The sequence below is a fragment of the Robertmurraya mangrovi genome (assembly GCF_034427655.1).
GTDB lineage: Bacteria > Bacillota > Bacilli > Bacillales > Cytobacillaceae > Robertmurraya_A > Robertmurraya_A mangrovi.
This window is the reverse complement of the sequence record NZ_JAXOFX010000019.1, coordinates 36,152-55,948: the sequence shown is the minus strand read 5'-3', so window position 1 is coordinate 55,948 and position 19,797 is coordinate 36,152. Positions and strand designations below refer to the sequence as shown.

The following is a 19,797-nucleotide window of genomic DNA, read 5'->3' as shown; positions in this document are numbered from 1 at the left end:
CATGGCTATAACTCTATTAGAAATGAAGAATATTTCAATTGAATTTCCAGGTGTAAAGGCCTTAAATGAAGTTAATTTTACTACGGAAACAGGTACATCTCATGCTCTTATAGGAGCAAATGGTGCAGGTAAATCAACTTTAATGAAGGTATTATCAGGTGCGTACAACCACTTTACTGGAGAGATTTTTTTAGATGGTCAAAAAGTGAACATTACCTCACCAAAAGATGCTCAAAATCTAGGGATTCAGATTGTCTATCAAGAAGTGGATACAGCATTGATTCCTTATTTAACGGTTGGTGAAAATATAATGTTAAACGAAACCGTTAACGACATGGGAAAAAAGCAGTTAATTAACTGGAAAACCATTCATGAGAAAGCGACAAAAATTTTGGCAAGTATGAAAATTAATGTGTCCTCAAAAAAATTAGTTAGTGAATTAACTTTGGCAGAAAAACAAATGGTTCTTATCGCTCGTTCTATTATGAAAGATTGTAAGTTTCTAATTTTAGATGAGCCAACCGCTCCATTAAGTCACTCAGAGACCAATGAACTTTTTAGAATTGTTACAGATTTAAAAAACAGAAACGTAGGAATTATTTTTATCTCGCATAGATTACCAGAGCTATTTGAGATATGTGATGATATTACCGTGATGAGAAACGGTGAATTTGTTTCAAAAGAAAGAATTGCAGAGACAACTCAAAATAGAATTGTCGAGCAAATGCTAGGCAAAAAACTTGAAGAGCAATTTCCTAAACAAAATGTGAATATTGGCAATACAGTCCTGGATGTTAAAGGACTTCATGATATAGATAAAATTAGAGGCATTGATATGTCAGTAAAAGCAGGAGAAATTGTTGGAGTAGCTGGACTTGTAGGGGCAGGAAAAACAGAATTCTGTAAGGCTTTATTTGGGGCAACAAAAGTTACGGCTGGTGATGTTTATCTTCATGGGAAAAAGCTTAAAATTAAAAATCCTCATGATGCGGTGAGACAAGGAATTGCCTTAGTTCCAGAAGAGCGAAGGAAAGAAGGAATATTAGTTCTAGAATCAGTTGCTACAAACTTAACCTCTGCTAACCTGAAGAGATTCACGAACATTTTCAGCTTACTAAATTTTAAAGAGGAAAAGAAAACTGCTGTTGAAATGGTCAAGAGTCTAGGTATTAAAACTCCATCTGAACAAACAAAGGTACAAAATTTATCAGGTGGAAATCAACAAAAAGTAGCGATTGGGAAGTGGCTCATTACAGAAGCTGATGTTTATATTTTCGATGAACCAACAAAGGGTGTTGACGTAGGGGCAAAAAAAGACATATTTGATCTAATTTCTGAACTTGCCAAGAGAGGGAAAGCAATTATCTATGCTTCTTGTGAACTTTCGGAAATTATCGGAATTACGGATCGTGTGTACGTCGTATACGATGGTGAAGTCGTAAAAGAGCTTGATACAAATAAAACAAATGAAGAAGAAATCTTATTTTACTCAACAGGAGGAAAGTAAAATGAATGCTGCAAATCCCATTCAAAAAGAAACTCCTAAAAAGAAGAGTTTTGAACTGTTTGACTTCCTATATAAATACGGAACAATTATAACAATCCTTGCACTTGTGATTGTTTTCTCGGTTGCTAATCCTTCTTTTATGCAAGGATCGAATATCATTAACATATTAAGATCCATTTCTATCGTTACTATTATTGCCATTGGTATTACTATTTCTTTGTCAGTAAACGGATTTGACCTATCTGTAGGCTCCGTAGCGTCGTTATCAAATGCTATTGTTATTTCTATGTTTGTATGGTTTTCACAAAATACATTAGTGGCTATTATTGCTGCTATTACTGCTTCATTAATTGTTGGTGCTCTAAATTCATTTATGATTGTAAAAATGCGCATACCTGATATGTTAATGACTCTAGCAACTATGTTCATCATCCAAGGTATTGCTCTAACCTATACAAAGGGAGCAACTGTCTCACAAAACATGATTATGCCTGATGGGACTTTCTCTACAGGTGTTATTAGCCCGTTCTTTGCAAAGCTTGGCCAAGTTCCATGGATTATTATTATCATGGTAGTAGCTGTTGTTCTCGTTCATATTTTCTTAACGTATACAAAGCATGGCAGATACATGTACGTAATTGGCGGGAATCAAGAAGCAGCAAGACTATCTGGTATCCCTGTAAATAAATATAAAGTAATGGCTTATTTAATGTCAGCTCTATTTGCCGCTATCGGTGGTATCGTGTTAGCTTCACGTGTTATGACAGCGGAAATTAATGCAGGTGCTCCATATTTAATGGACTCTGTTGCTGCAGCGTTTATCGGATTCTCCGTATTAGGTGCAGGTAAACCAAATGCATTTGGTACATTTGTTGGTGCTGTTTTAATCGGGATCCTTCAAAACGGGTTAGTCATGATGTCGGTTCCATATTATTCTATGGATATCGTAAAAGGAACCGTTTTAGCATTCGCACTTGCGTTAACATACTATAAGATGAAATCTTAGGAGGGTATTGAAGATGAGAGACTTTACTTCAGCTTATTTTACAATGAATGAAGAAGATGCTATTGAGTATGCAAAAATAGTTTTAGATGTATTTGATGCTGATGCAGAGCTTACTTGTAAAGAAATTGGGGATGGAAATTTAAACTATGTTTTTAGATTAGTAGATGAGAAAACGAAGAAATCTATTATTGTAAAACAAGCGGGTCCTGTGGCCAGAATTTCAGATGAGTTTAAATTATCTCCAGACCGTAATCGAATTGAGAGTGAAATTCTTGAACTTCAATATAAATTAGCGCCTGGATTTGTTCCTAAAGTGTATAAATATGATCCGGTTATGAACTGCTGCACAATGGAAGATTTATCTGATCATCAAATTATGAGAACGGCATTAATGCAACATAAAAAGTTTCCGCTTTTTGCAGAGCATATTACAACGTTCATGGTTAACACTTTGTTGTTAACCTCGGATATAGTGTTAGAACATAAAGAAAAGAAAGAACTAGTTAAAAATTTTACAAACCCTGAACTTTGTGAAATTACAGAGGATCTAGTTTACACAGAGCCATTTTTTGATTGCCCTCGTAACGATGTAACAGAAGGAACAAGAAGCTTTGTTGAAGAGCATATTTGGAATGACGAGCAGTTAAAGTTAGAGACAGCTAAACTGAAGTTCGAATTTATGACAAATGCGCAGTCTCTACTACATGGGGATCTTCACACAGGTTCTGTTTTTATTAAAGAAGATTCAACAAAAGTCATTGATCCAGAGTTCGCATTCTTTGGTCCTGCAGGATACGATATCGGAAATGTTCTTGCTAACTTAACTTTTGCTTACGTGAGTGCGAAGTATACGATTGAAAATGAAAAACTAGATTATATGAACTATCTTGAAGACTCTATTCGTGATATTGTAGACCTTTATAAGGAAAAATTCTTAATGCTTTGGGATGAAAAAGCAACTGAAAAAGTAGCTAGTTACAAAGGGTTTAAAGAGTTTTACTTAGACGGAATCTTAAAAGACACTGCAGCAGTAACAGGCTTAGAGCTATGCAGACGTATTATTGGTATTGCTCATGTAAAAGATATTACGTCTATCTCTCACGAAGAATATAGAGTAAATGCAGAAAAAATTTGTTTAACGGCAGGTAAAAGGTTTATTCTTAATAGGGAAACCATTAAGGATGGGTCAGACTACGTTAAAGTAATTCGTGAAAGTGTAGAAATGTTCTAGAGGAGGCGTAGTAATGGAAAAAATAACAGAAGTAATTCAGTCGGTAAGACTTGATGATATCAACGACATGCTAATCCTTTTGGACCAAACAGTATTACCAAATCAAAAGGTATTTTTAGAATTAAAAGAAATGAAAGACGTGTGGGATGCCATCTACCATTTAAGAGTACGTGGTGCACCAGCAATCGGAATTGCTGCTGCTTATGGCGTTTATCTAGGTACGAAAAAATCAGAAGCTGACACATATGAAGAGTTGTACGCTGATTTCTTGAAAGTGAAAGAATACTTAGCATCTTCTCGTCCAACTGCTGTTAACTTGTTCTGGGCATTGGACCGTATGGACAAGCGCTTCAAGCAAGAAGAAGGTAAGTCGGTTGCGGAAGTAAAATTAGCTCTTAAAGAAGAAGCGGAACTTATTAGAGAAGAAGATGAGCAGGTATGTAAATCAATTGGTGAACATGCTCTTACGTTACTAAAACCAGGAATGGGGATTCTCACTCACTGTAATGCGGGAACAATTGCCACGGCTAGATATGGAACGGCTTTAGCTCCAATCTATTTAGGCCAAGAACAAGGATATGATTTTAAAGTATTTGCTGACGAGACTAGACCATTACTTCAAGGGGCTCGCTTAACGGCATGGGAATTAAAGCAAGCTGGTGTAGATGTAACATTAATCTGCGATAACATGGCATCGATTGTAATGAAGGAAGGTAAAATTCAAGCAGTACTAGTAGGTTGTGACCGTGTAGCAGCAAATGGTGACACAGCTAATAAAATTGGTACATCTGGTGTAGCGATTTTAGCGAAGCACTACAACATTCCGTTCTATGTTTGCGCACCTCTATCCACAGTTGATTTAGAGTGTCAAACAGGAGAGGACATCCATATCGAACTAAGACCATCGGAAGAAATTACTTCTAAATGGTATGGTGAACCAATGGCACCAGAAGATGTTCAAACGTATAATCCAGCTTTTGACGTTACAGATCACGAGTTTATTACGGGCATTGTAACGGAAAATGGAATTGCTTATGCACCATTTTCAGAAAGTCTGCCTAAAATGTTTAAAAAATAATCTATTCGCAATATAGATAAAGCCAGAGTGGGGTAATAACCACTCTGGCTTTATTATGTAACAAACATTACTCGCATTCCAACAACTGTATATTCTTCTCCTCAAGGAATTTACGCCATTCATCAGAAAGGGTGTTATCCACAACAATCGCATTAACATCTTCAAAGCCACAAATGCTAGCAAATGAAGTTTTATCAAATTTCGTATAGTCAGCAACTAAAAATACGTTGTTTGCATGTTCAGCAGCAATTTGACGAATGGCCGCTTGTTGTTCGTTCGAATCTGTAATTCCATGCTGCATACTAACTGAGCGACAAGAAATAAATGCTGAATCAAAAAAGTACTTTCTTGTGTTATCTTCCGCTGTTCTTCCTAAATTAGATAATGAAGAGTTAGATAATGTTCCGCCAATAACAACGATGCGAATGCTTGGACTATCCATTAAAGTAGTTACTACTTTAATAGAATTAGTTACAACGGTAAGTTTATGATCTTTTAACATGCTAGCAATCACTAACGAAGTTGTTGACGCATCCAAAAAGATAGAATCTCCGCTTTTTATAAAAGAGAGACATTTAGAAGCAATCTTCTTTTTTCCCTCAACATGTATAAACTCTCTAAGCTTCACATCTACATCGCTCTGAACACCTTCTGAGATATATGCTCCACCGTATGTACGGTTAAGAATACCTTCATCCTCAAGTTGTTTTAAGTCTCTACGAATTGTTTCTTCAGTTACTTGAAAAAGTTCAGTAAGCTCTGCTACTGTCACACTCTTTTTCTCAATAATTATTTCTTTTATTTTATTTTTTCTAGCAATAGGTAGCATGGTGCTCCTCCGAATTGTTAAGTGTTTAGTTTATAAATAGTACCAATTTTCCCTCTAAAAATAATACCATACATTTTGTGGTATTCAAAAGAATTATCCACAAGAAATGCGAAAGTACATACCGTTATCCATGATAAATGAGAAAAGTGTGTTTATATTTTCACCGAAAACCAAAACAAACAACACAAAAACCCAAACAAAACAAAATAAAGTTTGACAAAATACAGTAAAAATAAGAAAATTAAGTTATGAAAATTGATGTATTTATACTGGTTTTTTACAAACTCTAAGTAAGATTGAAATCTTACTGCCAAACGAAAAAGAACGTAAAAACCATGTAATGGGGAGTGGTTTTACATGATCAACAAGAAAAAATACTATTCAGATTATGAAGCGAAAAACCTAATATGTGAAATTGGTAGAAGAATTTATAATAAAAACTTTGTTGCGGCAAATGACGGAAACATCTCCGTTAAGGTTGGTCCGAGTACTATTTGGACAACACCAACAGGAGTAAGTAAGGGCTTTATGACTCCCGATATGATGGTCAAAATGGACCTTTCAGGAAATGTGATTTCTGGAAAGATGAAGCCATCGTCTGAAGTGAAAATGCACCTAAGAGTGTATAACGAGAATCCAGAAGTTAATGCGGTAGTCCATGCTCATCCACCTGTAGCAACATCGTTTGCAATAGCTGGAATTAGCTTGGATAAGCCAGTGTCTCCAGAGGCAGTCGTTCTTTTAGGAACCGTACCAGTTGCTCCATACGCAACTCCTGGGACTCAAGAAGTTCCTGACTCTATTGCACCATATTGCAAAGACTATAATGCCGTTCTACTTGCAAATCATGGAGCACTTACCTGGGGAAGAGATTTAATTGAAGCCTATTATCGAATGGAATCGTTAGAGCACTATGCACTTATGCTAATGTACTCAAACAATATTATTAATAAAGCGAATGAGTTAAATTGCTCGCAAATTTCAGATTTAATAGATATCAGACAAAATTTAGGAATCACAACAGGTGGAGTTCCGCCATGTGATTGTGGACCAACAAATCCTGAACCAGTGAATTCTATGTCAGTTAAACAAGAACAATCAATAAGCAGTGATAAAGACGAACTAATTGAAAGTATCGTTCGTAAAGTGACGGAGAATGTCCTTAAACATTATCTTAAATAATTTTTGAAAATAGAAAGGAGGGTACTCCTAAATATGAGCTTGAGTGAAAAAGATATCCAAACGATTATTCAATCTGTTATGCAAAATATTGAAACGGTCATAGGGCAGCAATCTCCACAACAAGCACAAGAGATTGCCCCCATAAAAATGAAAACGGTATCATATGAAACTCCAAATGCAGGAGTACACTATTCTTCTAGTTCAGTAGGAGAACTAGGTGTGTTTGAGAGAATGGAAGATGCGATTGAAGCTAGTTTTCTAGCACAAAAAGAGTATGTTTCTAGCTTTCAAGTGAAGGACCGTGAAAGAATCATTTCAGCTATTCGTAACGTTATTTTATCGGAAAAAGAAACGTTAGCTAGAATGGTATTAGAAGAAACAAAGCTAGGACGTTATGAAGATAAAATTGCGAAACATGAACTTGCAGCAGCAAAAACTCCTGGAATAGAAGATTTAAGAACAGCTGCTTTTTCAGGGGATGATGGATTAACGATTGTAGAGCAAGCACCGTTCGGGTTAATTGGGGCTGTAACACCTGTAACGAACCCAACGGAAACGGTTGTTAATAATGCAATAGGAATGCTAGCAGCTGGAAATGCTGTAGTGTTTAACGTCCATCCTTCTAGTAAAAATGTTTGTGCTTTTGCTGTTCAGTTAATCAATAAAGCCATTAAAGAATCAGGTGGACCAGCAAATCTAGTAACGATGGTTAAAAATCCTACATTAGACACGATGAACGTGCTAGTGGAAAGCCCTAAAGTCAGAATGTTAGTTGGAACGGGTGGACCTGGTTTAGTTAAGGCCCTATTACAATCTGGTAAAAAAGCAATTGGTGCAGGGGCAGGGAATCCTCCAGTAATCGTCGATGACACAGCAGACATGGAGAATGCGGCTAAATCTATTATTAATGGTGCTTCTTTTGATAATAATCTACTTTGTATCGCAGAAAAAGAAGTATTTGTATTAGACTCTGTTGCAGACGATTTAATCTTTAACATGCTAAATAACGGTGCATACATGCTTGATCAACATCAACTACAGCAAGTGATGAGCTTTGCTTTGGAAGAGAATGAGAAGCAAGTGGCGCAAGGGTGTAGCCTTGATAACAAACGTGAATATCATGTGTCAAAACATTGGGTCGGAAAACATGCAGGTTTATTTTTAGAAAAATTAGGGGTTCAAGCCCCTTCAAATGTAAAACTATTAATTTGTGAAGTAGACTTTGACCATCCGTTCGTTCAATTAGAACAGATGATGCCTGTTTTACCAATTGTTAGAGTGAAAAATTTGGACGACGCAATTGATTTGGCGGTAAAAGCAGAACATGGAAACAGACATACGGCCATTATGCATTCTAAAAATGTCGATCATTTAACGAAGTTTGCTAGAGCAATAGAAACGACGATTTTTGTAAAAAATGCTTCTTCTCTTGCAGGTGTAGGCTTTGGAGGAGAAGGACATGCAACGATGACAATAGCAGGTCCTACTGGAGAAGGAATTACATCAGCTCGAACGTTTACTAGACAAAGAAGATGTGTTCTTGCAGAAGGCGGATTTCGAATAATAGGGTAGGTGGGAACGATGTCAAAAGCGTTAGGACTATTAGAAGTTCAAGGATATAGTGTCGCACTTGCTGCTATGGATAAAGCGTGTAAGAATGCTGATATTCATATAGAAGGAATGGACTGTAACAATCCAACCTTAGGAGACTCAGCACCTATTCCAGTTGTGATTCAAGTGAAATTTACCGGAAGTATTTCAGATGTGAAAATCGCACTTGAAGTAGCAAAAGAGGAAGCAAGTAAATATATCGACGAAAAGGATATTTTAACTCATTTTATTCCTTCAGCATCCGAGGAACTACAGAAACTGCTTCCGCTTGGGAAAGTAAAGGTGAAGTAGATGAATCAATCACTAGGCATTATTGAAGTTATTGGAATGGCAACCGCATCTTCTTGTATTGATGCAATGGTTAAGTCTGCTTTTGTTGAAGTGCATGAAATTAAAAGAACAGGATCAGGTTTAATTGCTGTCATGATAAGAGGAGATCTTGCTTCCGTTCAAGTAGCCATTGAAATTGGAGCCGAGGCAGCTAGCCGTTTAGGAGAGGTCGCAGGACTTTCGGTTATTCCTAGACCTTATGAAGGGTTAGAGGTCCTCATTTCTCCAGAGAAAAAAGGTGATTCATAATGAAACAGTATGAAGCTATAGGAGTTATTGAAGCCCAATACTATACCATTGCCATTGAACTATTAGACGTAATGTGTAAGTCGTCAAACGTAGAATTCATCACGAGCGAAAATTATTTAGGTGGAAGATTAGTTTCGCTTTTAGTAGGTGGAAGTATTTCTGATGTGGCAGCTGCCGTTGAAACGGTTAAGCAAGTGTGTCAGCAGAAAGAGACTAATCCATTAAAAATGGCGATTGTTATCTCTAAGCCACATCCTGAGATATTACGATATATAATTCCATCTTCTGTTAAGGAAGAGGAAGTAACGACAAAACCAAAAACAAGACGAAATACTAGGAGGAAAAACAATGAATGAATCATTAGGAATTATTGAAACTAGAGGATTAACTGCAGCAATTGAAGCGGCAGACGCAATGCTAAAAGCAGCAAACGTAGAAATCGTAGGTAGTGAAAAAATCGGTTCAGGACTAGTATCTGTCATCATTAAAGGTGATGTTGGGGCAGTTAAAGCGGCAACTGAAGTTGGTTCAGAGGCAGCACAAAGAGTAGGAGAACTAGTAGCCGTACATGTCATTCCAAGACCACATGGCGATGTGAAAAAATTAATTCCAAACCTGTAAAACATTTTTATAAATTGATAGAAAACGAGGAGGAAATAAAATGAGTGGATCAATCGGAGTAATCGAAACTAGAGGATTAACAGCAGCAATTGAAGCAGCAGACGCAATGTTAAAGGCAGCGAACGTAGAAATCATAGGTAGCGAAAAAATCGGATCTGGTTTAGTTTCTGTTATCGTTAGAGGAGAAGTTGGTGCAGTAAAAGCAGCAACTGAGGTAGGAGCAGAAGCGGCTCAAAGAGTGGGAGAACTAGTAGCGGTACATGTTATCCCAAGACCACATTCAGATGTTGAAAAACTATTACCATTTTTAAAATAAGGATATAACTTTATAGCAAAGTGGTGAGTAGTCTGAAGGATTTCAATCGAAATGAACTTCTAGAGGAGATTACAAAATCAGTCATTCTAGAGCTTCAAAAACATAATCTAATTCAATCGAACGAACGAAAAAGCCATGTTCCTGTAAGCATTTCTGCTAGGCATATCCACCTTAGCCAGGAACATATTGATATCCTTTTTGGTCAAGGACATCAACTAACAAAGTTTAAAGACATCTCTCAACCAGGGCAGTTTGCCTGCAATGAGAAAGTAACGTTACAGGGTCCAAAAGGAACGATAGAGAATGTTCGAGTTCTTGCACCTATCCGACCAAAAACTCAAGTTGAAGTAGCCCGAACAGATGCGAGAAAGTTAGGGGTAAATCCACCGGTAAGAGAATCAGGTAATGTAGCAGGGTCTGCTCCAATCACTCTTATTGGACCTGAGGGTGTTGTTGAGTTACAAGAAGGATGTATTATTGCCGACCGTCATATTCATATGACTCCAGAAGATGCAAGAAGCTTTGGTGTAGTTGATAAGCAAAAAGTGTCAGTCCTTGTAGAAGGTGAAAAAGCCGGAGTAATGGGGAAAGTAACCATTCGAGTTAGACCTAATTACGCCTTAGATATGCACATCGACACAGATGACGCCAACGCTTTTGGCTTAAACGGAACAGAACAATTAAAATTAATTTTGGAATAATGGAGGTTCCTAAACATGATTATAGGTAAGGTTATAAGCAATGTAGTATCCACAAGAAAGTATGAGGGACTACAAGGCTATAAATTTTTAGTAATCCAGCCTACCTATGGTAGCAATAAAGACTACATCGTTGCAGCAGATGAAATTGGAGCAGGAATTGGGGAACTTGTTTTAGTATCACAAGGGTCACCCGCACAATTCGCATTAAAAAGAAATGCCCCAATAGATGCTGTTGTTGTAGGAATCATTGATAGTGAACCAAACATTAAAGAGTAAGCTCGTCATTTTAATGGGTTAAAAGAATAAATCATAGGAGAGCAAACTATGAAACTATTAGTAATTGGCGGGGTGGCAGCAGGAATGTCTGCTGCCTCTAAACTTAAAAGGGTTAACAAAGATGCAGAAGTCGTTGTGTATGAAAAAGGTGGTTTTTTATCATACGGGGCTTGTGGTCTTCCTTATTACGTTTCTGGTGAAAATAATGACTATACAAAAATGATTGCGAGAACGCAGGAACAATTTACAAACATGGGAATACAGACCTTCCTTCATCATGAAGTGGTAAAAGTCGTACCAGATAAAAAGCAAGTTCTTGTGAAAGATTTAAAAAATAACAAGTTGTTTATTGATCAATACGATAAACTAATGATTTCAACAGGAACATCTCCTATCATTCCGCCATTTCCAGGTATACAGCTATCCAATATTCATGGCCTTAAAACATTAGAAGATGGTATTCGCCTTCAAGAGGTTGCATCTCGACCGGACATTAAAGATGTAGTCATTGTAGGTGGAGGTTATATTGGAATTGAAGTAGCCGAAGCGATGTTACACTTAGGAAAAAACGTTAGAGTAGTAGAATTATCCGATCGTATTTTAAAGACGTTCGATAAAGAAGTAACGGACTTAGCAGAAAAAGAACTGTTAAATCATGGTACAAAATTAAACCTTGGTGAAAAAGTAGAAACCTTTTTAGGTCAAGAGAAAGTAGAAGCAGTTAAAACCGATCAAGGAACATACAAAGCCGATTTAGTTCTATTATCTATTGGAGTAAAGCCAGCAACTTCTTTTTTAGACGGTTCAGGAATCCATTTAGCTTCAAATGGAGCGGTAATTATTGACCGAGAGATGAGGACAAATATTCAAGATATTTATTCTGCTGGAGATTGTGCTCAAGTCTACCACAAGGTAATGGAAGAAAACACATTCATTCCGTTGGGTACAAATGCGAACAAATGTGGAAGAATTGCCGGTGCGAATATAGCAGGAAGTCACCAGAAGTATATAGGTACTCTAGGAAGTGCTGCCATTAAGGTTTGCAATCTTGAGATGGGTAGAACAGGCTTGTCTGAAGAAGAGGCTAAGAACTTGGCGATTGATTACACAACTGTTTTTGTAAAAAGTGCCGATCATCCAGGATACTATCCTAACCAAACGCCAATCTGGATTAAACTAATCTGTGAAAAGCGCTCTAGAAGAATACTAGGAGCTCAATCCATTGGACAAAAGGGTGCTGTTTTAAGAATAGACGTTTTTGCTGTGGCGATTCATAACAATATGACAGCAGATGAACTAGGAATGTTAGATTTATGTTATGCCCCTCCGTTTGCTGGAGTGTGGGATGCGGTTCATATCGCAGCGAACGCAGTAAAATAAAATTACCGGTTTAAGAAACGGTGGTGCTAATGTTGAAAAAGACGATAAGCTTAAAAGAGGCTGTTTCTCATATTACTAATGGAAGCATGATTTCGTTCGGCGGAAATGTTTTACACAGGGCACCGATGGCTTTCGTCAGAGAAATGGCAAGGCAAGAAAAGAAAAACTTAAAAATCGTGAAGACAGCCGGTGCACAAGATATTGACCTACTATGTGCCATGGGTTGTGTTGAATCGGTAGATGCTGGTTTTGTAAGCTATGAAACAAAATATGGTCTAGCAACCCACTATCGAAAAGGGGTTGAAAGTGGCCAAATCATAGGGAATGAACATGCCTGTTACACTGTGATTTGTGCTTTAAGAGGGGCGACCATGAACGTACCATTTATGCCAGTAAAAGGGCTAAATGCGGGGGACTTGCTTCTAAAGAACGATTACTTTGTTGTGGTTGAGGACCCGTTTGGAGGAGAGCCCGTTACACTCGTAAAAACGTTAACACCAGATGTTGCTGTTATCCATGTACAAGAATGTGACGCAAAGGGTAATGCAAAAATCTATGGTCCAAAGTTTGAAGATATCCTTATCAGCCGAGCAGCTAAGAAGGTTATCATCACAACTGAACAGATCGTGTCAGAAACGAAAATGAAACTGCATGAGGAAAACATAGATATACCAGGATTCCTAGTCAATCATATTGTTCATGTACCACGTGGGGCTAGTCCCTGCTCAGTTTATAAAAAGTATGATATTGATGACAAATCACTAACTTCTTTTATATCAATGAAAACAAAAGAAGAAATTCAAAGTTACCTAAAAGGTTATGAAAAACTAGATTACGCAGGAGAAAGGATGATGCGCATATGAACCAATCACCTTATAGAGTAAGCGATATTATGACATGTGCCATCTCTAATCTACTTGCTGATGAGGAAACAGTTTTTCATGGTGTTTCTTCACACATGCCTATGGTTGCCATGAATCTTGCGAGGAATATGCATGCACCTAATCTAGTTCATCTAAACATTCCTGGTGGGGTGAATCCAACGTCTATTAAGCAAGCAGGATATTCCTCTGCAGGCTCTGATTTAGTTGCTAGTGGTGAAGCCTATTTCCCGTTAGAGCAAATTTTCGATCTATCGATGAGAGGAAAACTAGATGTAGCCTTTCTAGGCGGAATTCAATTTGATATGAACGGAAACGTAAATGCTTCTGTTATTGGAGATTATCATAAACCAAAAGTCCGTTTACCTGGTGGAGCTGGAAGTGCTGTATTAATTCCCACAGCAAAAAAAGCCATCATCTGGAGAACCAAACATGATATAAGAACCTTTGTTGAAAAAGTGGACTTCATTACAACGAGGGGGAACCTTTGGAAGATTGTTACACCGCTTTGTATTTTTGAGTTTAAAAACGGAAAGCTGCATTTAGATCGTATTCATCCGACTTCTTCATTAGAAGAAGTAAAAGCTAACACAGGATTTGAGTTATTGTATGATGAATTAAAATTTACAGAACTTCCAACTCAAAAAGAGTTAAATATGTTAAAGAGAATTGATCCGTATGATTGCCGTTCAATAGAGTTTTTATAAGAGAAACCTGATAAAAAGGTTCAGGTTTCTTTCTTTTTTTTTGTGGATTCCCTAAACCTTTTCTATTCCCGAAATTTTTCTTTAGGTAATATGAAAGGTTTTGTTTTAATGCCAATTGCCTAAAGAATTTATCGAAAGAGGTAATTAGTCATGTGAATGTCCTTTTTTATAAAAGAATGACACATTAGATGAGAAGCCCACTATACAAATCTTTCTCCATAAAAATCATCAAAATAGCATTAGACATATGTATCCTTTACTAGTCCAATAGAAATACAATAAATATTTCATACCTATAAAACAAGACTCACTCAGCTTTTCTACAAGCCTTTTGTCATATTGAGAAAATACTGATAATTCTGATATGTTATAAGAAACTATCAAACTACTAGGAGTGATACACTTGTTAAAGGTATTATCTAGTTCCGCTCTATCGTTAGCTTTACTAGGAAGTGTGGCGTTTAGTGGAGTCGACTCTCATTCATCACCTGAAAAAGACAAGCATACATACGATTTAAGTTCTGCCCATTATGTGGGGGTGGCACCTGAACTTGCTGATAAAGCAAAGGAATTGGGAATTGATTTATCAAAGGTAGATCCAGCAGAGAAAATTGCTAAGCAAAATGGCAAGAAGTTTCAAAAACCTGGAGATAATCATGTAGCTTACAAGAAAGCAACAGGCGACATTCCAGTATTAGTTATCTTAGCTAAATACAAAGACGGGGACGAGCCAGTTGGTGATTTAAAAGGGCAAGTTCCAGCAAAATACTATGACGATTTAATTTTCGGTACTGAATATAATCCTTATGAATTAGATTATTTTAAGCAATATGGTGAGTTAGAAGGTGTGAAAGCTCCAACAGACCGAACGATGCAAAACGCATACAAGGAATCTAGTTACGGAAAAACAAATCTCGTTCGTAATGAAAATACCGAATTTGTTTGGGTGGAGCTTCCTCAAGGTGCCTCTTACTACCTAGAGCAGTCGGAAAAATTTGTATATGGAAATGTTAACGGTGATGCACGTACAGGTGAATTTGTAAGAGACCTACTAAAAGCAGCAGATGAGCAAATCGATTTCTCTACTTACGCGGATGAAAATGGTGAAGTGCCAAATATCTTCGTTGTCCACGAGGGTACGGGAGCTGAATGGAGTAGAGACCCTGCTCAGATTTGGTCACACAAATGGAGTTTATTAAGTGCACTTTACTATGGTAAATACTATGAAACTGGTAAACCAGCAGATGAAGTAGCAGGAATGACTCAAAGTGAATGGATTAAAAAAACGGTTAAAGAAGAGATGACATATGATGGTGTAGTATTAGATAATTACAATATCCAACCAGCAATTGGTGGGAACGTATCTGGATTTAATGCTGCGACAGGTGCTTACGAGGATGCAGCTAAAACAGGTCCATACCCGGCTCAAGTCGGTGTATATGCGCACGAATTTGGCCATGCACTAGGATTACCTGATTTTTATGATACTGTTTACTCCTCTGAAGGGGTAGGGAATTATTCAATGATGGCCGGTGGATCTTGGTTACGTTATCCAGATAACGGTGCATATTCAGGAAACTCGCCAGCACATTTTGATCCATTTTCAAAAATCTTCTTAGGATGGGTAGATCCAATTGAAGTTACTCCAGGTCAAGGTATTACGGAGATTACTCTTCCTCCAATCAACAAAGCAGACGCTAATAATGGAATTGTAAAGATGGAAGTACCGGGATCAAATGGTACAGAGTATTTCTTATTTGAAAATGTACAACAAGATGGATTTAACCAAGGCTTTAACCGTCAGGGCAGTGATGCACATGGGTTACTTGCTTGGCATGTAGATGAAAACATTATTAACCTTTATCAAACAGCTGGATTCCGTCCAAATAATGTTGAGAACTGGATGAATAAACGATTCCAAAATAATCAATCAGAGACAGCTAGTGATGGGACAGTCGTAACACACTATGGTTTATCTGTACTGCAAGCAGATGGAAAATATGAATTAGAAAAGAACTTAAACCGTGGAGATGCAGGAGACTTCTTTAAAACTGGAAGCAAGTTAACTCCAAATTCTTCTAATGTTCATACAGGTTCTTATTACTTCTGGAAAGGTATGACTAAGACTCCAGCAGACTCCGGAATCCATGTTACAGATATTGTAGAAAATGCAGATGGTTCAATCACTGCTAAATTCTATTACAGCAAAACAGCAGCTAAATAAAATCTTACATGTAACCCGGCTCCCCTGTGGAACCGGGTTTATTATTTTAGATGCATTTTATTATCCCACTAAGAATAGTTTTAGTAGAAAGAAATCAGTACGTTATATAAAAATGAGCCTTGATAAAACAATCTATAATAGATAAACTGTAAAAAAAACTTTTTAGTATTAATGTTCTTTAGGAGAGGTAAATGAATAATAATAAACTGCTTACATATGACATCATGGAGGTTTGTTTGCTCGCTGGGAGTATTATGCTTCGAAGTGGAGCGGAAACTTATCGTGTAGAAGATACAATGATGAGAATCGCCGAATCCTTCGGTGTAAAAGAATCACATAGTTATGTAACACCAACAGGTATTATTTTTTCCATAGAAGGATCAGAGCCGACTAAGACAAAGTTGATTCGTATCACAGACAGGACAACCGATTTGTATAAAGTGACTAGAGTTAATAGTATTTCACGTAAAATAAGCAGTGGGGAACTCACTTTAGAGAAAGCCTACCATTTACTAAAGGAACTTGAAACAGCCAATCTAACATTTTCTATTAAGATACAAGTGTTAGCGGCCGCTTTGGCTAGCGGATGTTTTTTGATCATGTTTCAAGGCGATTGGGTGGATTTCCTACCTGCTTTTATTGCTGGAGGGGCAGGTCTATGGAGCGTTATCTATATCCATCGACTTGTTCCAATTAAATTTTTTTCTGAGTTTTTAGCTTCTTTAATTATTGGACTACTATCGTTTATTTTTGTGAAAACAGGAATCGGTCAGGAACTCGATAAAATTATTATTGGTGCTGTCATGCCACTTGTCCCTGGACTATTGCTAACGAACGCTGTAAGGGATTTAATGGCCGGTCATCTTGTCTCGGGCCTATCCAAAGGTGCTGAAGCCTTCTTAACTGCGTTTGCAATCGGCTCTGGAATAGCGGTTGTTGTATCATTTCTATAAATTTATACAAGTAAGGTTGGTTTTTAACTATGATGATTGTTGAACAACTCATTACGAGTTTTATTGCTTCTGCGGCCTTTGGAATTATATTCAATGCTCCGAAATCCTCGCTAATTAAGTGTGGATTGGTAGGAATGTTAGGCTGGATTATCTATATTATTATGACGATTCAAAGCTACGATCCTATTCTGGCTACATTAGTGGCAGCTGTCATTGTGGCTGTCACCAGTCAAATCTTTGCTAAAGTGTATAAAACACCTATTATTATTTTTAGTGTAGCAGGGGTGATACCACTCGTACCGGGTGGATTAGCTTACGACGCTATGAGAAACTTTGTTGAGAATGATTATAATACGGCAATTAATTTAGCTGCGAAAGCCCTCATGATTTCTGGTTCTATTGCGATGGGGTTAGTTGTTTCAGAAGTAATTAATCAAATAATTAGAAACGCAAAATTATCACCCAAGAATTAAATATTTCTCTTATAACTTGCCCAACAAAGGCAAGTTTTTTTCTATATGTTTGGAAAAGTTTTATTCAATAACAACCTGAATTAAACAAACGAAAGATGCCCACAATAAAAGTTAGGGAGGTGTTAAACGATGGCATTAGACGTATTATGTGAAGTAAGTAACTGTGTACACAATGAAGGCGGAGAAAAATGCGGTGCAGATGAAATCTTCGTAGTTAGTCATAGAGGGAACAAGGCAGACAATAGCCGCGAAACTGACTGCAAAACTTTCGAACCACAAGGACTTTAATATGATACGGAAGGCAGCCTAAACGGGGCTGTCTTCTTTATTTCCTATTTATAGTATTGATAATAATAATCATTGTTATTCAGATAAATATTAATTTTTGCCACTTTCATTGCTGGAGGTGGTTATTTTTTATTAACATTGGTTTTACAAATTTTAATAAAATTTACTTTATTTTACTAAAAGTTAAAACAAGCTTAGTACAAGCTTAATATTAATCTATTAACCTAGTAATTGTGAATGAAACTACTATACATAACGTAAATAACTTGAATTCCAAAACTAAAAAGAGGTGTAAAAATCATGACTGAATTAAACCGTCGTAAATTTTTAACTTATGTTGGAACAGGTGTTACTGCTTTAACTGTGGCTTCAACTGGACTAGGCGCTTTAACTCCAAAAGTTGAAGCAAAAGGAAAAGAGGCAGCTAATGAGCTTTTTGGATTTAATAAAAAAGTATCAGGTCTAAATTTTAAGCCAATCGCTCCTACTAGTAAGGACGATGTAGTTCTGCCACAAGGCTACAAGTATGATGTAGTAGCTGCTTACGGTGATGTTATTAATGCTAAGGGAGATACATTTGGTTTTAACAATGACTTTACTTTATATTTCCCTATTAACAATTCAAATACAAGAGGATTACTTTGGGTAAACCATGAGTATTCAAGTGAATTATTCGTACATGGTGCCCGTGGAGCTGACGGTAAATACACACCAGCTCAAATTGAAAAAATGTTATATAACCAAGGTGGATCTATCATTGAAGTATATAGAGATGGAAAAGAAGGTACATGGAAACTGGATACAAGCTCAAAATACGCTCGTCGTGTTACGGGGCTAACTCCATTCTCATTAACAGGACCAGCAAGAGGCTCAAAAACAGTTAACAGCGCAACCGATGTACAAGGTACATTTGCAAACTGTTCTGGTGGGAAGACTCTTTGGAATACGGTTTTATCTGCAGAAGAAAACTTTGAATATACCGCTAAAGATGCTGGGTTAAACGACACTCACTATGGTTGGATTATTGAAGTAGACCCGTTCGATCCAAACTTTAAAGTTCGTAAGCATACAGCATTAGGACGCTTTAACCATGAAAATGCAGCAATGGGCTTAACGAATGATGGCCGCGTTGTTGTTTACATGGGTGATGATAAGAAGGATGCTTGTGTATACAAATTTATTAGTAAGAACAAGTATGTAGCTTCTCGAGGGAAAGCAAATAGTGACCTTTTAGAAGAGGGGACTCTTTATGTAGCGAACATGGGGAAAGGTACATGGGTGCCACTAACGGTTGAAACGGTTCGTAAAGCGGCTACAGATAAGAAAAATAATGCTGCATTAGAGAAGTTCCAAACTCAAGCGGATGTAGTAGTATTCTGTCATGAAGCTGCACTATTAGTAGGTGGTACGCCGACAGACCGTCCGGAAGATGTAGAAATTTCTCCATTCGATAAAACGGTATTTATTGCTCATACAAATAATGATAGTCACGGGAACTTCCACGGTCATATTACTCGTTTCATCGAGGCTAAAAGTGATTTAGGTTCATTAACATTTGACTTTGAAATTTTCGCTGCTGGTGGAAAGCAGAGCGGCTTCAGTGCACCTGATAACTTAACGTTCGATAGCTATGGGAACCTTTGGACGGTTACAGATATGTCTTCTAGTAAATTAAACCAAGGTATCTATACTCATTTCGCAAATAACGGAATGTTCGTTATTCCAACAATGGGTAAAGACGCTGGAGAAGCGTACCAATTCGCATCTGCTCCTATTGAAGCAGAATTAACTGGACCAAGCTTCACTCCAGATGAAACAACCTTATTCTTAGCAGTACAACATCCAGGTGAGGAAACAGAGAACTTAAATAATCTAACTAGTAAATGGCCTCATCGTAAAGGCGATACGATGCCAAGACCAGGAGTGGTAGCCATCACAGGATTCAAAAAATAGG

22 protein-coding genes are annotated in these 19,797 nt (G+C 37.3%); 21 read left to right on the top strand and 1 reads right to left on the bottom strand.

Annotated features, from left to right (window positions below; genetic code table 11):
- The first annotated feature begins 1 nt into the window (after position 1).
- The 4 genes from SM124_RS20270 to mtnA are packed head-to-tail and all read left to right on the top strand — an operon-like array spanning position 2 to position 4,822.
- The gene (locus SM124_RS20270) at positions 2-1,507 is read left to right on the top strand and encodes a sugar ABC transporter ATP-binding protein (protein ID WP_322448361.1); all 1,506 of its coding nucleotides are present in this window, start codon (positions 2-4) and stop codon (positions 1,505-1,507) included.
- A 1-nt stretch (position 1,508) separates the two neighbouring features.
- Positions 1,509-2,513, top strand: a complete 1,005-nt coding sequence (locus SM124_RS20265; RefSeq protein ID WP_322448360.1) for an ABC transporter permease — start codon at positions 1,509-1,511, stop codon at positions 2,511-2,513.
- Positions 2,514-2,526: 13 nt separating this feature from the next.
- The gene (gene mtnK / locus SM124_RS20260; protein ID WP_322448359.1) at positions 2,527-3,744 is read left to right on the top strand and encodes an S-methyl-5-thioribose kinase; all 1,218 of its coding nucleotides are present in this window, start codon (positions 2,527-2,529) and stop codon (positions 3,742-3,744) included.
- Positions 3,745-3,757: 13 nt separating this feature from the next.
- Positions 3,758-4,822 carry an S-methyl-5-thioribose-1-phosphate isomerase gene (mtnA, locus tag SM124_RS20255; RefSeq protein ID WP_322448358.1) on the top strand — a complete coding sequence of 355 codons (1,065 nt, stop codon included), beginning with the start codon at positions 3,758-3,760 and terminating at the stop codon, positions 4,820-4,822.
- Between the two features lie 67 nt (positions 4,823-4,889).
- Here mtnA and SM124_RS20250 read toward each other — a convergent pair whose 3' ends face one another.
- Entirely contained in the window at positions 4,890-5,651 is a 762-nt protein-coding gene (locus SM124_RS20250) for a DeoR/GlpR family DNA-binding transcription regulator (protein WP_322448357.1), read from the bottom strand.
- Between the two features lie 357 nt (positions 5,652-6,008).
- Here SM124_RS20250 and SM124_RS20245 point away from each other — a divergent pair, with 357 nt between their 5' ends.
- The 17 genes from SM124_RS20245 to SM124_RS20165 all read left to right on the top strand — a co-directional run bounded on the left by SM124_RS20245 (position 6,009) and on the right by SM124_RS20165 (position 19,796).
- Complete coding sequence (locus SM124_RS20245) at positions 6,009-6,833, top strand: class II aldolase/adducin family protein (protein ID WP_322448356.1); 825 nt, start codon at positions 6,009-6,011, stop codon at positions 6,831-6,833.
- Between the two features lie 33 nt (positions 6,834-6,866).
- The gene (locus SM124_RS20240) at positions 6,867-8,405 is read left to right on the top strand and encodes an aldehyde dehydrogenase family protein (protein WP_322448355.1); all 1,539 of its coding nucleotides are present in this window, start codon (positions 6,867-6,869) and stop codon (positions 8,403-8,405) included.
- A 9-nt stretch (positions 8,406-8,414) separates the two neighbouring features.
- Entirely contained in the window at positions 8,415-8,735 is a 321-nt protein-coding gene (locus tag SM124_RS20235) for a BMC domain-containing protein (protein WP_322448354.1), read from the top strand.
- Complete coding sequence (locus tag SM124_RS20230) at positions 8,736-9,023, top strand: BMC domain-containing protein (RefSeq protein WP_322448353.1); 288 nt, start codon at positions 8,736-8,738, stop codon at positions 9,021-9,023. It abuts the gene before it with no gap.
- Positions 9,023-9,379 (top strand): BMC domain-containing protein, encoded by a 357-nt coding sequence (locus tag SM124_RS20225; RefSeq protein WP_322448352.1) that lies wholly within the window; start codon positions 9,023-9,025, stop codon positions 9,377-9,379. Before SM124_RS20230 ends, SM124_RS20225 begins: the two co-directional genes overlap by 1 nt.
- Positions 9,372-9,644 carry a BMC domain-containing protein gene (locus SM124_RS20220; protein WP_322448351.1) on the top strand — a complete coding sequence of 91 codons (273 nt, stop codon included), beginning with the start codon at positions 9,372-9,374 and terminating at the stop codon, positions 9,642-9,644. The genes SM124_RS20225 and SM124_RS20220 overlap by 8 nt, the downstream gene beginning before the upstream one ends.
- 40 nt (positions 9,645-9,684) lie before the next feature.
- The gene (locus tag SM124_RS20215; RefSeq protein WP_322448350.1) at positions 9,685-9,960 is read left to right on the top strand and encodes a BMC domain-containing protein; all 276 of its coding nucleotides are present in this window, start codon (positions 9,685-9,687) and stop codon (positions 9,958-9,960) included.
- 83 nt (positions 9,961-10,043) lie between these two features.
- A complete protein-coding gene (gene pduL / locus SM124_RS20210; protein WP_407691432.1) occupies positions 10,044-10,661 on the top strand; it encodes a phosphate propanoyltransferase in 618 nt (205 codons plus the stop codon).
- A gap of 15 nt (positions 10,662-10,676) precedes the next feature.
- Positions 10,677-10,937, top strand: a complete 261-nt coding sequence (locus SM124_RS20205; RefSeq protein ID WP_322448349.1) for a EutN/CcmL family microcompartment protein — start codon at positions 10,677-10,679, stop codon at positions 10,935-10,937.
- Positions 10,938-10,985: 48 nt separating this feature from the next.
- On the top strand, positions 10,986-12,317 hold the full coding sequence (locus SM124_RS20200) for a CoA-disulfide reductase (protein WP_322448348.1): 1,332 nt from the start codon (positions 10,986-10,988) through the stop codon (positions 12,315-12,317).
- A 29-nt stretch (positions 12,318-12,346) separates the two neighbouring features.
- On the top strand, positions 12,347-13,180 hold the full coding sequence (locus tag SM124_RS20195) for a CoA transferase subunit A (RefSeq protein ID WP_322448347.1): 834 nt from the start codon (positions 12,347-12,349) through the stop codon (positions 13,178-13,180).
- A complete protein-coding gene (locus SM124_RS20190; protein WP_322448346.1) occupies positions 13,177-13,905 on the top strand; it encodes a CoA-transferase subunit beta in 729 nt (242 codons plus the stop codon). Before SM124_RS20195 ends, SM124_RS20190 begins: the two co-directional genes overlap by 4 nt.
- A 394-nt stretch (positions 13,906-14,299) precedes the next feature.
- Positions 14,300-16,129 carry a M6 family metalloprotease domain-containing protein gene (locus SM124_RS20185; RefSeq protein WP_407691431.1) on the top strand — a complete coding sequence of 610 codons (1,830 nt, stop codon included), beginning with the start codon at positions 14,300-14,302 and terminating at the stop codon, positions 16,127-16,129.
- A 191-nt stretch (positions 16,130-16,320) separates the two neighbouring features.
- Positions 16,321-17,082, top strand: a complete 762-nt coding sequence (locus tag SM124_RS20180; protein WP_322448344.1) for a threonine/serine exporter family protein — start codon at positions 16,321-16,323, stop codon at positions 17,080-17,082.
- Positions 17,083-17,111: 29 nt separating this feature from the next.
- The gene (locus SM124_RS20175) at positions 17,112-17,555 is read left to right on the top strand and encodes a threonine/serine exporter family protein (protein WP_322448343.1); all 444 of its coding nucleotides are present in this window, start codon (positions 17,112-17,114) and stop codon (positions 17,553-17,555) included.
- Positions 17,556-17,684: 129 nt separating this feature from the next.
- Positions 17,685-17,843, top strand: coding sequence for a DUF1540 domain-containing protein (locus SM124_RS20170; RefSeq protein ID WP_322448342.1), 159 nt, complete (start codon positions 17,685-17,687; stop codon positions 17,841-17,843).
- A 300-nt stretch (positions 17,844-18,143) separates the two neighbouring features.
- The gene (locus tag SM124_RS20165) at positions 18,144-19,796 is read left to right on the top strand and encodes a PhoX family protein (protein WP_322448341.1); all 1,653 of its coding nucleotides are present in this window, start codon (positions 18,144-18,146) and stop codon (positions 19,794-19,796) included.
- Position 19,797: the final 1 nt, after the last annotated feature.

What these genes read in the sequence shown, in the direction of transcription:
- SM124_RS20250 (WP_322448357.1), bottom strand. Translation starts at nt 5,651, where the DNA reads ATGCTACCTATTGCTAGAAAAAATAAAATAAAAGAAATAATTATTGAG.
- SM124_RS20245 (WP_322448356.1), top strand. Translation starts at nt 6,009, where the DNA reads ATGATCAACAAGAAAAAATACTATTCAGATTATGAAGCGAAAAACCTA.
- SM124_RS20180 (WP_322448344.1), top strand. Translation starts at nt 16,321, where the DNA reads ATGAATAATAATAAACTGCTTACATATGACATCATGGAGGTTTGTTTG.
- mtnK (WP_322448359.1), top strand. Translation starts at nt 2,527, where the DNA reads ATGAGAGACTTTACTTCAGCTTATTTTACAATGAATGAAGAAGATGCT.
- SM124_RS20190 (WP_322448346.1), top strand. Translation starts at nt 13,177, where the DNA reads ATGAACCAATCACCTTATAGAGTAAGCGATATTATGACATGTGCCATC.
- SM124_RS20215 (WP_322448350.1), top strand. Translation starts at nt 9,685, where the DNA reads ATGAGTGGATCAATCGGAGTAATCGAAACTAGAGGATTAACAGCAGCA.
- SM124_RS20265 (WP_322448360.1), top strand. Translation starts at nt 1,509, where the DNA reads ATGAATGCTGCAAATCCCATTCAAAAAGAAACTCCTAAAAAGAAGAGT.
- SM124_RS20230 (WP_322448353.1), top strand. Translation starts at nt 8,736, where the DNA reads ATGAATCAATCACTAGGCATTATTGAAGTTATTGGAATGGCAACCGCA.
- SM124_RS20195 (WP_322448347.1), top strand. Translation starts at nt 12,347, where the DNA reads ATGTTGAAAAAGACGATAAGCTTAAAAGAGGCTGTTTCTCATATTACT.
- SM124_RS20235 (WP_322448354.1), top strand. Translation starts at nt 8,415, where the DNA reads ATGTCAAAAGCGTTAGGACTATTAGAAGTTCAAGGATATAGTGTCGCA.
- SM124_RS20170 (WP_322448342.1), top strand. Translation starts at nt 17,685, where the DNA reads ATGGCATTAGACGTATTATGTGAAGTAAGTAACTGTGTACACAATGAA.
- SM124_RS20175 (WP_322448343.1), top strand. Translation starts at nt 17,112, where the DNA reads ATGATGATTGTTGAACAACTCATTACGAGTTTTATTGCTTCTGCGGCC.
- SM124_RS20220 (WP_322448351.1), top strand. Translation starts at nt 9,372, where the DNA reads ATGAATGAATCATTAGGAATTATTGAAACTAGAGGATTAACTGCAGCA.
- SM124_RS20270 (WP_322448361.1), top strand. Translation starts at nt 2, where the DNA reads ATGGCTATAACTCTATTAGAAATGAAGAATATTTCAATTGAATTTCCA.
- SM124_RS20200 (WP_322448348.1), top strand. Translation starts at nt 10,986, where the DNA reads ATGAAACTATTAGTAATTGGCGGGGTGGCAGCAGGAATGTCTGCTGCC.
- SM124_RS20205 (WP_322448349.1), top strand. Translation starts at nt 10,677, where the DNA reads ATGATTATAGGTAAGGTTATAAGCAATGTAGTATCCACAAGAAAGTAT.
- SM124_RS20225 (WP_322448352.1), top strand. Translation starts at nt 9,023, where the DNA reads ATGAAACAGTATGAAGCTATAGGAGTTATTGAAGCCCAATACTATACC.
- SM124_RS20165 (WP_322448341.1), top strand. Translation starts at nt 18,144, where the DNA reads ATGACTGAATTAAACCGTCGTAAATTTTTAACTTATGTTGGAACAGGT.
- mtnA (WP_322448358.1), top strand. Translation starts at nt 3,758, where the DNA reads ATGGAAAAAATAACAGAAGTAATTCAGTCGGTAAGACTTGATGATATC.
- SM124_RS20240 (WP_322448355.1), top strand. Translation starts at nt 6,867, where the DNA reads ATGAGCTTGAGTGAAAAAGATATCCAAACGATTATTCAATCTGTTATG.